The sequence below is a fragment of the Bradyrhizobium genosp. SA-4 str. CB756 genome (assembly GCF_000473125.1).
GTDB classification, from domain to species: Bacteria; Pseudomonadota; Alphaproteobacteria; order Rhizobiales; family Xanthobacteraceae; genus Bradyrhizobium; species Bradyrhizobium arachidis.
Genome location: NZ_KI421499.1, coordinates 6,496,971 through 6,510,641, shown reverse-complemented (window position 1 = coordinate 6,510,641; position 13,671 = coordinate 6,496,971). Strand labels below are relative to the sequence as shown.

Sequence of the window (13,671 nt, the reverse complement as noted above, 5' to 3'; positions counted from 1 at the left end):
GATGGCATCCACTAACCCAACTTATTCACTCAACCCGCATTCCGATCGCCTGCGCGAGCTTGCCGCTTTGATCCATCCCAGCCGGTTTGCCGGCCATCTTGATGGGCTTCTGTCGGACGCCACAGTGCTGCAGTTGCAGAAGTCTCCAAGACTGCAGCAAAGACTGGTCGAATTGCTGCTAGGTAGTGAGCTGGTTTCGAGCGGAACCGACTGGGGTAGGGACGTTCTGCTCGGGCATGAGCCGCGTCGGGCGGCGCTGCTCGCTGGCAGTATCTGGCATGCCCGTTCGGTGCTGAAGCTTGTGTCAAGGCATGATGTAGCGATTCTGATCGAAAACATTGGTGCCGAAGCACATGCTTTCGCAATCCGACACTTATCCAGCGCCGTCGCAACCACATCGATTGACGATTCGCAGAAGCTCGCGAGCCAGATTGAAAATGACGGATTTGCCTGCCTTGGCGCTTGGCTCAAGGACGCATCAGAGCTTGACCGTGTGCGCGTTCTTCTCCGCTTACCTGTGGGGACCACCGCCGAATCTCCAGCAGCCGAACACCACAACTCAGCGGGTCAGTTACTGTCTTTGGTGGTGGCCCACTTGGCCACGCAGGAGCCAGCGGCATGACGGCCAATGAAACAGTCTTGCCATATAGCCCGCAGATACGGCCGCTCGGTCCGCTCATACCAGCCGCGGAACTTGGCATCTGGTACGATGCGGTGCAGACGCGCGCGCTAGCCGAGCGATACCTGCGGCAGGTTCGCAGTTGGGCAAGGAAGGTGTATCAGCAGGAGCGGGAGCGCGGGCACTGCGAGGGTCTAAGGTCAGGCTCGGACGAAATGGCACAGCTGATTGCCCGAGCTGCTTCCGATGTGGCCGGGCGAAAAGCCGTTCTGCAACAGGAGTTACCACAGCTCGTCATTGAGATATTGACCGATTTGTTGGGCTCCTTTGATCCGGGTGAGATGTTGGTAAGAACCGTTCGTCACGCTGTCGAGAAAAGATATGGCAGCGCAGAAATATGCCTTCACGTGTCTCCTGTGAACGCTGATGCACTAAGACATGAATTCCTGGCGTTCGATGGAATGAATGGTCGGCCGAAAGTCAGAATCGATCCGGACCCTTCCGTGGGGCCGGACCAGTGCGTTCTGTGGAGTGAGTTCGGCAGTGTCGATTTAGGACTTGCCGCGCAGCTCCGCACATTGCGTCTCGGCCTTGATCCATCTTCTCAGGAAAGCTAACCGTGACGACGCAACAATCAGGCCATGATCAAGCCGGCGAAGGAGATGTGCATGCGGCGATAGCATCTCTGAGATTCGCAGCAAAGGAGGTCGATACGCGTGCCGTGCGGGGACGGATCACGCGTGCGATCGGCACCTTGCTCCATGCCGTGTTGCCAGGGGCCCGTGTTGGAGAACTGTGCCTATTGCAGGATCACGCTTCCGGATGGTCACTTGAAGCGGAAGTCATCGGTTTGCTGCCGGACGGGGTTTTGCTGACGCCCATTGGCGATATGGTAGGCTTGTCCCACCGCGCGGAAGTGCTCCCGACAGGGCGCATGCAGGAAGTGTCAGTCGGGCCCGGCCTGCTCGGCCGCGTGATCGATAGCTTCGGCCGTCCACTCGATGGCAAGGGGCCGATAAGGACGGTCCACACTTGTCCGCTCCGCGGCAAGGCGCCCAACCCGATGAGGCGGCGTGGCATCGAGCAGCCGTTTCCGCTCGGCGTTCGCGTTCTGGATGGACTTCTGACGTGTGGCGAAGGTCAGCGCATCGGAATCTATGGAGATGCCGGTTGCGGTAAGTCGACGCTGATGTCGCAAATTGTAAAAGGCGCGGCCGCCGATGTCACCGTGGTTGCGCTCATAGGGGAGCGTGGGCGCGAGGTGCGTGAATTCATCGAACGTCATATTGGAGATGCCCTCGCTCGCACGATCGTTGTCGTTGAGACATCCGATCGATCGGCAATGGAGCGGGCGCAATGCGCTCATATGGCGACCGCACTCGCCGAGTATTTTCGTGATCAAGGGCTGCAGGTGGTTCTGATGATGGATTCGCTGACGCGCTTTAGCCGTGCGATGCGCGAAATCGGCCTTGCCGCCGGAGAACCTCCCACCCGGCGCGGCTTTCCTCCTTCCGTCTTTGCGCTGCTTCCTGGTCTGTTGGAGCGAGCCGGTATGGGCGAGCGGGGCTCGATCACGGCATTCTATACCGTGCTTGTCGAAGGTGACGGCACGGGCGATCCGATCGCTGAAGAGTCGCGCGGCATTCTCGATGGTCATATCATTCTTTCGCGCGCGCTGGCCTCCCGAGAGCATTTTCCCGCCATCGACGTGCTGTCGAGCCGAAGTCGTGTCATGGATGCGGTCGCCTCTGGTCCACATCGCAAGGCGGCATCCGCATTCCGCGATCTGCTCTCGCGCTACAATGAGGCTGAGTTCCTGATCAAGGTCGGTGAATACAAGCCGGGCAACGATCCACTGAGTGATCGGGCAATCGAGTCAATCGAGGAACTGCGCGCATTCTTGCGCCAGGGACAGGACGAGCCGTCTAGCTTTGAGGAGACCGTTTCATGGATGTCGCGTCTGACGGCCTGAATCTCGTGCAAGCGTCGAAATTGCGGCTGGTGAAAGACATGAGAGAGCGAAGCGCGCTTCGTGAATTGTCGAACATGGAAGCCAGGCGCCAAATTGCGGTCGCAGCGCTGCAGCGAGCGTCTGAGAATCTTAAATCCGCGGAGAATCGTCGCGCCAAGGCCGAAGCTGAGCTTTATCAGGAGCTGGCGTCGCTCGAGATGATGTCCGTGACCGAGCTCGATCGTCGCTGTCAACTCGTCCTTGGGCGGCTGGCAGCAGAGATCGAATCGGCACGCCAGGCGCGTGAGCAGGCGCGCATCGCGCATGAGCAGGCCCAGCGGGCGGTGAATGAGGCGCGGACCATATGGGCCAAGCGTTCGGCGGCCAGCCAGAAATGGCAGGAGATTGAGGGCGATGTCCAGCGCACTACCTCTGTCCGTTCGGAGTCTGCAGCCGAAATCGATGCCGACGATGAGGTTTTGCTCCGATATCACGGTGGTTCGCGCAGCCAGACGGTCGATGACTCGAACTAATGGCTGGTTCTCTTATCAACTCGCGAGCTGCGCCCGCGGAACCTGTCGATAAATGCCATGGGTGAACCCGCACTATATCAGCCAGCGGCAAAGCTGTCGCATGAAGTGGTCTCCTGGCTCAACGAGACCGCCGCACCGCGCACGGTTCTGCAGAGCCGCATTGGCGATAAGCCGCTATCGATCCGTGTGAGCCGGCTTGTTTGGCAGGCCGAGCCATATGCCACCTCGGTGCTCGACTGCGTATTTTGCGCCGAAGGCGAGACCGCTGTGTTGTCCTTGCCCCGCCTTCTCGTCGAGGCACTGATTTCAACGGTCCAGCATGGCCTTACTTTACCTTCCGACCCAACTCGCTCGCTCCTTCTCGAACTTGCACTGGGACCATGGCTCGCTGCATTAGAGATCGTGCTCGCGCGGAATTTGCAGCTGATCCGCGTCGAAGACACAACGGCCAAAGACCCCTATATTGAGTTCGACGTTACTTTCGGGTCGTTGGCGGCCAAGGCTCGCCTGTTCTTGTTCGCGCCTCTTGACGGTCTGGTTCCGTCTGCGTTTCGTGTCTTAGGCGAGTTGATCGGCCAATTACCGCGAGATTTAGGTAAGATTTCTTCGGAATTGCCGGTCGTAATTGCGAGAGAGATCGGCTCGCTGCGCGCGCCCATCAAGCTTCTTCGCCAAGCACAGCCCGGCGACGCACTGCTGCCCGAGGTCATTCCCTTTGCCCATGGCCAGCTCATCCTCGCTGCGGACAAGTTGTGGGCGCCGGCGCAGGTGGCGGGCGACAGACTTATCCTTCGGGGACCATTCCGCCTGCAGTCCCATCCTCTAAGGTATGCAAATATGACGGTACGCCCCCAAGCTGAACAAGCAATCCCGCCCTCGGAAGCCGACATCGACAGTGTTGAGATCACGCTTGTGTTCGAGTGCGGCCGCTGGCCCATCACGCTGGGTACGTTGAGAAGCATCAACGAGGGGCACGTGCTCGAGCTTGGCCGGCCGGTGGACGGTCCGGTCGACATTGTTGCCAATGGTCAATTGATCGGCCGCGGCGACATTGTACGTGTCGGTGAAGCGTTGGGCATCCGGTTACTGAGCAAGTTGGCGGTCAATGGTTGACATTCAACCGAGCATCCTTGCGCTTGTTGCGGCGACCGCCGGTCTTGGCCTGCTGGCGTTCGCAGTTGTCACAACAACGGCGTTCATCAAGGTTTCCGTCGTTCTCTTCCTGATCCGCAACGCGCTCGGCACTCAGTCCATACCACCGAACATCGTTTTGTATGGTGCTGCATTGATCCTTACCGTATTCATAGGCGCCCCCGTATTCGAGCAAACCTACAACCGCGTGACCGATACGCAACTTCGTTACCAAACCGCCGATGACTGGTTGACCGCCGCCAAGGAAGGCAGCGAGCCGCTGCGCGCCCATCTCAAAAAGTTCACCACTGAGGAGCAGCGCACGTTCTTCTTGTCGTCGACGGAACATATCTGGTCGGAGGAGATGCGCGCCAACGCAACAGCCGACGATTTTGCGATCCTCGTGCCGTCTTTTTTGATCTCGGAGCTTAAGCGTGCGTTTGAAATCGGTTTCCTTCTCTATCTTCCGTTCATCACGATCGACCTGATTGTGACGACAATTCTGATGGCCATGGGCATGTCAATGGTATCACCAACAATGATATCCGTTCCTTTCAAGCTCTTTCTGTTCGTCACAATCGACGGCTGGTCGCGGCTCATGCACGGATTGGTCTTAAGCTACGCATCCCCGGGGGGGTGAGATGGACGAGGCCAGCATTCTCACCCACCTGAGCCGATCATTAGTCCTGTTCATGATCTGGGTTCTACCGCCGCTTCTGGCAGCCCTCGTGGCCGGATTGGGCATTGGCATCGTGCAGGCAGCAACACAGCTCCAGGATCAAACCTTGCCGCTTACCGTGAAGCTCCTCGTCGTCGTCGCCGTGCTCGTTCTGTTTGCTCCGGTGCTGAGCGCGCCCCTGATCGAGCAAGCCCAGCGTATCTTTACTGAGTTCCCCGCGCTCACAGCGAGGTATTAGTGCGCGCGGAACGCAAGCCTGTCTACGTTTCAGCTATAGCGTCTCGTTTGTTGGCCTTCATTGCGAACCACAAAAGGGCGAGTTCGTCATCTTATCGAAAGCTCGCCTCACTATTATGAGACGGATAGACATCCGAACTGTCCTGTTCGGCTCTATGAGCCCGCCGTATTCGGAGGAAGGATGACTCCATTTGGAATTTCTATCCGTTCGATTCAGGTGTGCTTACGATGTGATGGAATTACCTGCTGAGACCTGGTCCTCGATGCACAGCCTGGCGAGTTGTCGACACAAGTGAACGGGCAACCGCTTTGATTGCAAGCGGCCCCAAGTTTCTGGCATTCTGGTGCATGAGCCTGCGAATGAAGGTGTTGCTCGAGACCGATCTCCATAGACTGCGAAATTGGCCCTCAGATCTCCAAACCGCGCTACGGCCGGTGAGAGCGGAAGAAGCGTGGCTTGTAGGCCGCGCGCGATTTCGCGGGTGCTCTCATCGAATGGCCATACCTCTGCGCCGGATGGCGGTAGTCATATGGATAGTTGAAGCCGAAGTCATCTGCCCTGGGAGGCCTGTCGCTCTGCAACCGCTGGGGACACGAGATCTGCCGAGTTCTTGACGTCTCACATCATGGCGACGTGAGTGCGACGGTTGCATTGGCTGAAGGCGCGACGAGCTGAGTTCAAATGGATGCCTTGTCACCCACCGAGACGCAAGCTCTGATTCAGAATGCTGTCGAGTTCGTCGTTGCGGCCGGTCTTGGCGCGGCCCGGGCCCTCGGCATTATGCTGGTTCTTCCGGTATTCACGCGACCGCACATTGGCGGGATTATCCGCGCAAGCGCGACGATTGTGATTGGATTGCCTTGCTTGATGCAGATCAGGAACGGCTTGCAGACACTAGATCCGGGCACCCGTATGGTTGCGGTCTCGCTCCTCGGTTTGAAGGAGATATTTATCGGCCTGCTGTTTGGTTTTCTGCTTAGTATACCACTTTGGAGCATCCAGGCCGTTGGTGACATCATTGATACCCAGCGCGGCATCTCCAGCCAGGTGGACGATCCTGCGACACGCAGTCAAACCGCCGCGATGGGGCTCTTTCTCGGGACAGCCGCGGCTACGATCTTCGTTGTATCAGGAGGTCTGCAGACCATGGTCAGATGCCTATATGGAAGTTATCTGATCTGGCCCGTGTATCGGCTGCTACCTCCGCTGACCCAGCAGGGGGCAATGGAATTTATCGGGCTTCTCGACCATATCATGCATACGACTCTCGTGGTCGCCGGGCCCGTGCTGGCTCTGCTGCTTCTGATTGACGTATCCCTCATGCTGCTCGGGCGCTTTGCGCCGCAAATCAAGCTGAACGATCTCTCTCCGACTATCAAGAATGCCGCCTTTGGAATCATTATGGTCAGCTACGCCGTCTTCCTGATCGAATATATGGGAGCAGAGATCATTCGGTTCAACGGCGTGCTGGATTGGCTCGAGAAGTTCTTGAAATGAGCGACACGAGCGAAGAGAAAAATCTTCCACCAAGTCACAAGAAGCTGAGGGACGCGCGTAAGAAAGGGCAGAGCCCGCGCAGCGCCGACTTTGTGACCGCGGTAAGCCTTTGCGCTGGTTTCGGCTGCCTGTGCTTCAGGGCGGGCGCGATCGAAGACGGATGGCGCGAAGCTGTGCGGCTCACCGACAAGCTGCAGGAACAGCCCTTCAACAGTGCGGCCCGGCAGGCGCTGGTCGGATTGATGGACCTTTCTATAACAGCCGCGGCTCCCATCCTAGGTGCGGCGGTTGTCGCGGCGATTCTGGCCGGTGTCTTGGCCGGCGGCGGGCTGACGATGTCGGTTGAGCCGCTTAAACCCAGCTTTGAGAAATTGGACCCCGTCAAAGGGCTGAAGCGGATTTTCTCCCAGCGGTCGGTTGTCGAGCTTGGAAAGTCTATCGTCAAAGTTTTGGTTCTTGGCGCCACGTTCGTTTTCACTGTGCTCGCAAGTTGGAGGGCACTGGTATACTTGCCCGTTTGCGATTTGAGCTGCTTTGGTTTTGTCTTTAAAGAGCTCAAAGTGCTGATCGCGATCGCTGCCGGTGCTCTTCTGATTGGCGGCTTGGCTGATCTGCTCATTCAGCGTTGGTTGTTCTTGCGCGACATGCGCATGACGCAGAGCGAAGCCAAGCGCGAGTCCAAGGAACAGGATGGTAATCCGCAGATCAGGGGTGAACACCGTAGGCTCCGCCGGGAGTCGGCGAACGAGTCTCCGCTTGGCGTCCATCGGGCGACAGTGATACTGACGGGGCGAGCGACGTTGATTGGGCTGCGCTACGTTCGGGGCGAGACTGGCGTCCCGGTATTGGTGTGTCGCGGTGAGGGCGAAACGGCTTCACAATTACTGGCGGAGGCGCGCGCCCAACGTCTGAGCATTGTCGAGGATCATGTGTTGGCGCGTCAGCTGATCCGAAAAGGTGCGATGGGCAAAGCCGTTCCGATGGAGTGTTTCGAGAGGGTTGCAAAGGCAGTCTTTGCCGCCGGCCTCGTTTAGCATCGCGCAAACATCGGCGCGCTCAAACCACTGGTCAATGACCGAACTGTCCCAGAACCTGATCTGCGAGCTGCACGATCCCCAAAACAGGACCGAGCAAAGATTGGAGTCCAGGAGGCTCGTCGACCGATTCCAAACCGATATGGACCAGAATGCCAACCGGTTCATGCTGTTCGGCTCTTACGAGCAGCTTATTGGGTTTCTGGCGCAGCCCTGTTATGGGTTTCACCCTCCAAATTGCTTCTATTGCCCACCGTCGTTGCCCCACGTGCGGTGATGGGAAGCACTGCACGATCACCACTGGTCGGCATGACAGCGTGATTGCCTAACAAGTCGCCAGGATCATTGATCATGACCGCGAGGTTATTCCGGACTGAGCAGCCAAGGGTAGGATTGAACGAATTCTCGTTCACCGTAGGACCGACGATGGAGAGCGAGGGGCAGACCGGTGGATGAGCTTCGAAAGTGATCGCTTCGATCCTCACCCCGGAACGAACCGGCAGATCCACACGAGAAGCGGACAGGAGGATGTTGTAGTTGGCAACACCCATGGCGCGAGCCTCGTCGGCCACCTGTGCGATGAGTCTGGGTGAGCCGATGACACTCACATGGAGGGCATCCCGCCGGCCGCGACTGGTCGCTGCAATAAAGCTTCGCAGCCGATGCCGTTCGGAGCCACGAAGGCTCCGCAGGAACAGCACGCTACTCTTCTGCTCGACCTGGATCTCTTGGTCAGCCGGCGCGGGCTGGATCGAAGCGGTATTTGCGCAGCCACCCATTGTTGCCGCAATAAAGATTGGGTAGCAGAGATGTCGCAATTTCATTTGACGACCCTCATTCGATAATAAAGCCGGCGCTGCCGGTCAGTCCTGGTGCGCTGGCGCGAGGCGCATCGCGCTCTCGTGGCGGTCGGGCCACCGTGTTCGTCAAAATTCGCCCCGCGTCTGAGGGCGGCGAGATGCGGTCGCTCGGCGCACTCATCCGGTTCGGATTCGGTCCGGGCCGCACGATGTAGGGCGTGACAATAATGACCAACTCAGTTTCACGTTTTTGAAACGATGAGGAGCGAAAAAGCGCGCCCAGGATCGGCACATCGCCGAGCCAGGGAAACTCGCCGATATCAGTGTTGAAGTTGCGCCTGATGAGGCCGCCGATTGCAAAGCTCTGACCGCTGGCGAGCTCGACCACGGTGCTCGCCCGCCGAGTGGAGAGGGCAGGGACCGCCATGCCATTGATTTTGACTTCGCCTTCGCTCGACAGTTCGCTGACTTCGGGCTTCACACGGATATTGATCTGATTATTGTTGAGAACCGTTGGAACGAACTCGAGGCTCACGCCGAACTGGCGAAATTGGACCGAAACCTGCCGGTTATCCTGCATCACCGGAATAGGGAATTCGCCGCCGGCGAGGAAGCTTGCGGCTTCGCCGGACATCGCCGTCAGATTCGGCTCAGCCAGGATTGAGGCGAGGTGCTCGCTTGCGAGAGCGTCCAGAACAGCGCTCAAGTTGGTGTTGCCGGCGCTAAATCCAATCCCGATCGTGCCGCCGCCGCCGGCTGCGCCGGACCCTCCCCCTTTGCCGGTGACAAGGAAAGCGCCGTTTGGGCTCGAGGCGGTGAAGTTGATGTTGAGATCCTTGGCGGCGATGCGGGAGACCTCTGCCACCCGTACGCTGAGATTCACCTGTAATGAGCCGGCGACCTGGATCTTGTTGACAACCAGCGCGCCAGCCCCAAGAAACTGCTCAGTGACCTTCCTGGCGGTCTCGACGACCTCGGCATTAGGCGCCGTACCGCTAAGGATCGCGCCGCGCGGGGTATAGCTGACCTGAATCGGATAGTCGCCGACCTCGGCCTTCAGCGCGGCCCGCAGATCCTCGATCGGTTGGGTGACGACAACACGCAGCTCGGCGAGAGCCTCTCCATTGTCGTTTAGGGCGAACAGGCTAGTCCGTCCCGACTTTTTGCCAAACACGAAAATCGTGGTGTTCGACGGCGCCTGATAATCCGCAATGGCAGGGTCGGCAATAAAAATGCTCGCAGCCGGTCCGGTCAGATGAACTGTCTTTCCCTGTGAGGAGGTAAGGTTGAGCGTGCCGGTGGTGCTGCCAGGCGCGGCCCGTGGCGGTTCTCCTTTGCCATCTCGCTTTGCCTGAGCCGCGGCAGCAAGCGGAAGTAGCAGAGCAACTGCGCACAGGGCGTAGCAGAGGCGGGGAAAAGCGGCATAATGCGAGCCGCTGGCGACCATCGACGGTCCATCAGGGCCGGCGTCATTGTTGACGAAGTTCAAGGGAGTGCTGCTTTCAAGTTCGATCGGCTAGGCAGCCGATGCTGCGCCAACGAGTTCAAGGGTGTAACCGACACCGCGCGCGGTCTTGATCCTGAGCGTTGCACCCGCCTGGCTCAAATGCGTGCGCAGGCGATAAATCCCGACTTCCAGCGCATTGGTCGAGACCTCGTCGTCAAATGCATACAAGCTTTCTTCGAGCGATGCGCGCGGCACGGTACGGCCCGCGCGGTTGAGCAAATGTTCAAGAATGCACACTTCGCGGCGCGCAATTCTCAGTACTCGTCCACCGACGGAGACTTGTCTCGCGATCGGATCGAAATGCAGATTCCCGAATGTCACCACCGGCGCCGTCATCTGCGTTGATCGTCGCAGAATAGCTCGCATGCGAGCAACGAGCTCGTCGATAGAAACGGGCTTGGGCAGAAAATCATCCGCTCCGGCGTTGAAGATCGCAATCCGCCGACTGAGATCATTGAGATTGCTCATCATCATAGTCGGCATTGATCGTCCTTCGCGCCGCAACTGCTTCAACCAGTCCAAACCATCTCCATCGGGCAAAAAGGAGTCGAGCAGTATCATGTGGTAGTTCGCGCAATCCAACGCGGCCGACGCCTCGTCCAGCGTCCGCGTCACGTCGACGGCGAACCCGCAATTCAGCAGCGTTTCCTTCACGGCGCGGCCAAAGTCCGCATGATGATCAACCAGGAGAATTCGCATTCATCGCCTCTCCTCCATCCTCGGTAGGACTTGAGCGTGTCACGCTTGACCATGACGATCGGCGGAACCCAGAGGATGCCGCTTTGGCGTGAATTCGAAAACCCGTGCGCGATACGCAAGAGCCTGTTGGCAGGCAGTGCACGTCCGCCGTCGGCGGATAGGCGGGGGCCTGCGGCGGATGGTTCCAGCCCGCGGCGGGGCTCAAAATCTCCTTAACGCCGGCAAGTGATCGGCAATCTCTCACGAGGACGAGAGCCCTGGCGATGTGCTGATTCATCTGCGGGCTAAACATAGCGATGGCTGCATGCATTACGCGAACGCCTGCAGTGGCGATCGCGCCAAACTCGCGGAGTGAAAGGAAAGCGCAGGCGAGAGCGGCTGTATTTGCCGCCGAACGGACTTGCGAAACCGACATTGGAACTCCCAAATCGTCTTGATCCGCGGTCAGTCCTGCAAGGCTGTTGAGCCCGTAGTGTCGTCAAGTCACTACGATACAAGTTTTCCGCGTTTAAGACAGTTTACGCGCTATGCGGCGGACGACAGGCTGTAAAAGGCCAAGATGCGATGAAACGCTCAACACGCCCATGGGCGGGTTAGACATTGTCTCGCCAGCCGGTGATAATGGCCAAACATGGTGTGAACCGTCCTGAAGCTCGGTTGCTTCCAAGATCTTCTCCGCGCCAGCCGAGCGAAGGCTGCCAAGGAAGGACAAATTGAGCCTGGCATTGCTGTCGCGCATTGTCTGAGGCAGTGAGGCCGGCTCAATTTCGTCAGACGGGTTGAACGGCGCAAGAACGATCTAGTCTCGAGCTTGGACCGAGCCTGTGATCGGTACGGCGATTGCTCGCCTTGTTCTCGCGCGCTGGATCTTCGCCTGACTGCGAAGAGCGCTGCAAGATCTGAATCGGAGCAGTCGAGCAGTGTCCCAAGCCGTATCGGCCGAGCATCGAGGTTCTGAGACGTTCGCAATTGTCGCTACCTGTCAGGAAGAGTTCACGCGAGTGGAGTCTGTCGCGAGACTGTCGTAAATCCTACAATCTGACGCTGGGTGAGATTCAAGTGCCTTTAAGGGCTCTTTGTATCGGCGCCATCAACATCGGACTCCTTGTGAGGCAATGACGACACAGTGGGGCCATGCTGTCGAGCTGTGCGAAGGTCAATCGCGCTCTGTCCAAGGTCGTGAGCATTTGTCTGTCCAATCAAGCGTAGCGCCATAACGCCTTGAAGCGCGCGAAGAGGCAGTCTTTCGGCTATGACGCTAAAGATCGGCCAATCCGATCTGCCTCATACTCGGCAATTTAGTGGGAAAATCGGGGCGGGCGCGGGACGTCGATGTGACGCGAGACTGCCGATCGCTCGAGCCAAGTTGTTCGGTAGGGGACTGAGGAGAGAATCGATTGCCAGACGTCATCTTGAATGCGGTCTCCATACATTGCGATCGACTATGAGGGCTTTAGGCATGCTCGGCAAAATCGATTGTTTTGATGGAACGCATCCAGGTTGCGGATCGGCTCTAATGCCATAGCGCCGCTTGTTACGGGTGAGTGAATGTATGATGCCATCGCGGCCGAACACTGTTGGTTGACGCGCGATCATTGTCAGAAAGAGTTAGCTAACGCGAGGGATGCTGCGCTTTCAGCGGCTTACCTCGCCAAATCCGCCTGCCAACCCCTGAAGCCGGCTGATAAATTCCTGCCTCGCGACACAATGCACCCAAGATGCCACGATGCTTCAACGAGCGGAAAGGGATGAGGGGACAACATCGGTGTCCTCCTGACCTTCCGTCGGAACTGTCAACCGCTGTACGGCTCGATCGGCGCCTTCATCGGGCCGTCGGTCGCCCCCCTTACGCTTAATCTGTTGTGCATGAGGCGGAGCTGATGCGCCGCTTTTCTTCGTTGCAGGGTGTTGTGGCGCTTGGTCGCCAACGAACCTGCCAAATGGCGCGATCGACCATCTACTCATTACTCTCGCGCTTGTAGGGATTTGCTTCACTACTGGTGCGGTAGCTTTCCAAATTACCTCCAAGGAACAGGCGCTCGGTTTCCCGGGTCGGCGTTCTGCCCAGTGAGCACATCAAATCGACGTCTCCATCGATGGTGTCCTGATCCTCGGCGTTCATTGCAAGCCCAATGCTACTCAGCACGTCGTCGGGCGTCCAGATTGTGGTCTTCGGTATGGTGTAGGTGTGTAGCCGTCCGCATTGTTGGCAATCGCTCTCGCCTACGGATCGCGAGAGACGACGAGTTTTGACGGATCCTCGACTAACGATACGAAGGCTGAGGCTGTAGTCTTCCCCCGCATATGCCAACCAGCCTGGCGGGCTCGGTCCAGGGGATACCGCTCCAGAGGATCTCCAACGGAATAATGATCTCGAGCCGTGTTGCGGAAGCCGCACACGGAAGAAAACACGAGTGCAATATCTTATGTGCAATCAGTGTCCTGATTCTGAAAACGCCGCAGTGTGACATATGACGACCTCGCCACGTCGTCGAATACGCGATCTCGATCAATGGCAGCGTCGAAAGCCGATGACCAACGTGCTGCTTGTTGCGCGGCAAGTTCGATCTCGTTCCGAAGTGCTTCAAGAGTGGCACCCGTCAGTGTTGCGGCAAGCTGAGCGCGCCCACTGACGTATGATGAGGCTGGATAGCGACTGGGTTCCGAGATCGCTTCGTTTGGCGCAGATGAGGGCGCGGCGCTCGCAGAATCTGCCGCTAAGGAGACTGGCGCTGCGGTGGGGTTAGACCGAATCCAAGTCATCTAGAGCCAAGTCATTCAGCTTTGCTCAAGGTTTGCTTGGTCTTCTGAACTTGTCGGTGCGATGGTTTGGGCGCTAAGCTCGTCCTGCTGTCGACCGACGTGGTGCGGCAGCTGAACCTCAAACGAATTGTCTGCGGCATTCCGTGGATCAACATTCATCTCTCTACTCCCTTCGAAGTGCCGCCTATCGGCGTGATTGTTGCAGGTGCAGCTTTCGAGA

General features: G+C 58.1%; 13 protein-coding genes. 9 read left to right on the top strand and 4 right to left on the bottom strand.

Features of this window, described 5'->3' with window-relative positions; translation table 11 throughout:
- Position 1: 1 nt before the first annotated feature.
- The 9 genes from BRAGE_RS0131250 to BRAGE_RS0131210 all read left to right on the top strand — a co-directional run bounded on the left by BRAGE_RS0131250 (position 2) and on the right by BRAGE_RS0131210 (position 7,682).
- On the top strand, positions 2 to 622 hold the full coding sequence (locus BRAGE_RS0131250; RefSeq protein ID WP_027563373.1) for a hypothetical protein: 621 nt from the start codon (positions 2 to 4) through the stop codon (positions 620 to 622).
- Positions 619 to 1,236, top strand: a complete 618-nt coding sequence (sctL, locus tag BRAGE_RS0131245) for a type III secretion system stator protein SctL (RefSeq protein WP_027563374.1) — start codon at positions 619 to 621, stop codon at positions 1,234 to 1,236. The genes BRAGE_RS0131250 and sctL overlap by 4 nt, the downstream gene beginning before the upstream one ends.
- Positions 1,237 to 1,238: 2 nt before the next feature.
- Complete coding sequence (gene sctN, locus BRAGE_RS0131240; RefSeq protein WP_027563444.1) at positions 1,239 to 2,591, top strand: type III secretion system ATPase SctN; 1,353 nt, start codon at positions 1,239 to 1,241, stop codon at positions 2,589 to 2,591.
- The gene (locus tag BRAGE_RS0131235; RefSeq protein WP_027563375.1) at positions 2,567 to 3,103 is read left to right on the top strand and encodes a hypothetical protein; all 537 of its coding nucleotides are present in this window, start codon (positions 2,567 to 2,569) and stop codon (positions 3,101 to 3,103) included. Before sctN ends, BRAGE_RS0131235 begins: the two co-directional genes overlap by 25 nt.
- Before the next feature lie 57 nt (positions 3,104 to 3,160).
- Positions 3,161 to 4,216, top strand: coding sequence for a type III secretion system cytoplasmic ring protein SctQ (sctQ, locus tag BRAGE_RS0131230; protein WP_035730284.1), 1,056 nt, complete (start codon positions 3,161 to 3,163; stop codon positions 4,214 to 4,216).
- Complete coding sequence (sctR, locus tag BRAGE_RS0131225) at positions 4,209 to 4,874, top strand: type III secretion system export apparatus subunit SctR (RefSeq protein WP_027563377.1); 666 nt, start codon at positions 4,209 to 4,211, stop codon at positions 4,872 to 4,874. Before sctQ ends, sctR begins: the two co-directional genes overlap by 8 nt.
- Before the next feature lies 1 nt (position 4,875).
- Positions 4,876 to 5,151 carry an EscS/YscS/HrcS family type III secretion system export apparatus protein gene (locus BRAGE_RS0131220; protein WP_027563378.1) on the top strand — a complete coding sequence of 92 codons (276 nt, stop codon included), beginning with the start codon at positions 4,876 to 4,878 and terminating at the stop codon, positions 5,149 to 5,151.
- 681 nt (positions 5,152 to 5,832) lie between these two features.
- Entirely contained in the window at positions 5,833 to 6,648 is an 816-nt protein-coding gene (sctT, locus tag BRAGE_RS0131215) for a type III secretion system export apparatus subunit SctT (protein ID WP_027563379.1), read from the top strand.
- Entirely contained in the window at positions 6,645 to 7,682 is a 1,038-nt protein-coding gene (locus BRAGE_RS0131210) for an EscU/YscU/HrcU family type III secretion system export apparatus switch protein (protein WP_027563380.1), read from the top strand. Before sctT ends, BRAGE_RS0131210 begins: the two co-directional genes overlap by 4 nt.
- Before the next feature lie 191 nt (positions 7,683 to 7,873).
- On the opposite strand, the gene BRAGE_RS53545 is transcribed toward BRAGE_RS0131210, so the two are convergent.
- The 4 genes from BRAGE_RS53545 to BRAGE_RS57185 all read right to left on the bottom strand — a co-directional run bounded on the left by BRAGE_RS53545 (position 7,874) and on the right by BRAGE_RS57185 (position 12,810).
- Positions 7,874 to 8,506, bottom strand: a complete 633-nt coding sequence (locus tag BRAGE_RS53545) for a CpaD family pilus assembly lipoprotein (protein WP_035730277.1) — start codon at positions 8,504 to 8,506, stop codon at positions 7,874 to 7,876.
- Positions 8,507 to 8,516: 10 nt separating this feature from the next.
- Positions 8,517 to 9,929 (bottom strand): type II and III secretion system protein family protein, encoded by a 1,413-nt coding sequence (locus tag BRAGE_RS0131200; RefSeq protein WP_051378561.1) that lies wholly within the window; start codon positions 9,927 to 9,929, stop codon positions 8,517 to 8,519.
- Between the two features lie 69 nt (positions 9,930 to 9,998).
- On the bottom strand, positions 9,999 to 10,688 hold the full coding sequence (locus BRAGE_RS0131195; protein WP_027563383.1) for a response regulator: 690 nt from the start codon (positions 10,686 to 10,688) through the stop codon (positions 9,999 to 10,001).
- Between the two features lie 1,957 nt (positions 10,689 to 12,645).
- Positions 12,646 to 12,810 carry a hypothetical protein gene (locus BRAGE_RS57185; RefSeq protein ID WP_231164222.1) on the bottom strand — a complete coding sequence of 55 codons (165 nt, stop codon included), beginning with the start codon at positions 12,808 to 12,810 and terminating at the stop codon, positions 12,646 to 12,648.
- Positions 12,811 to 13,671 lie beyond the last annotated feature (861 nt).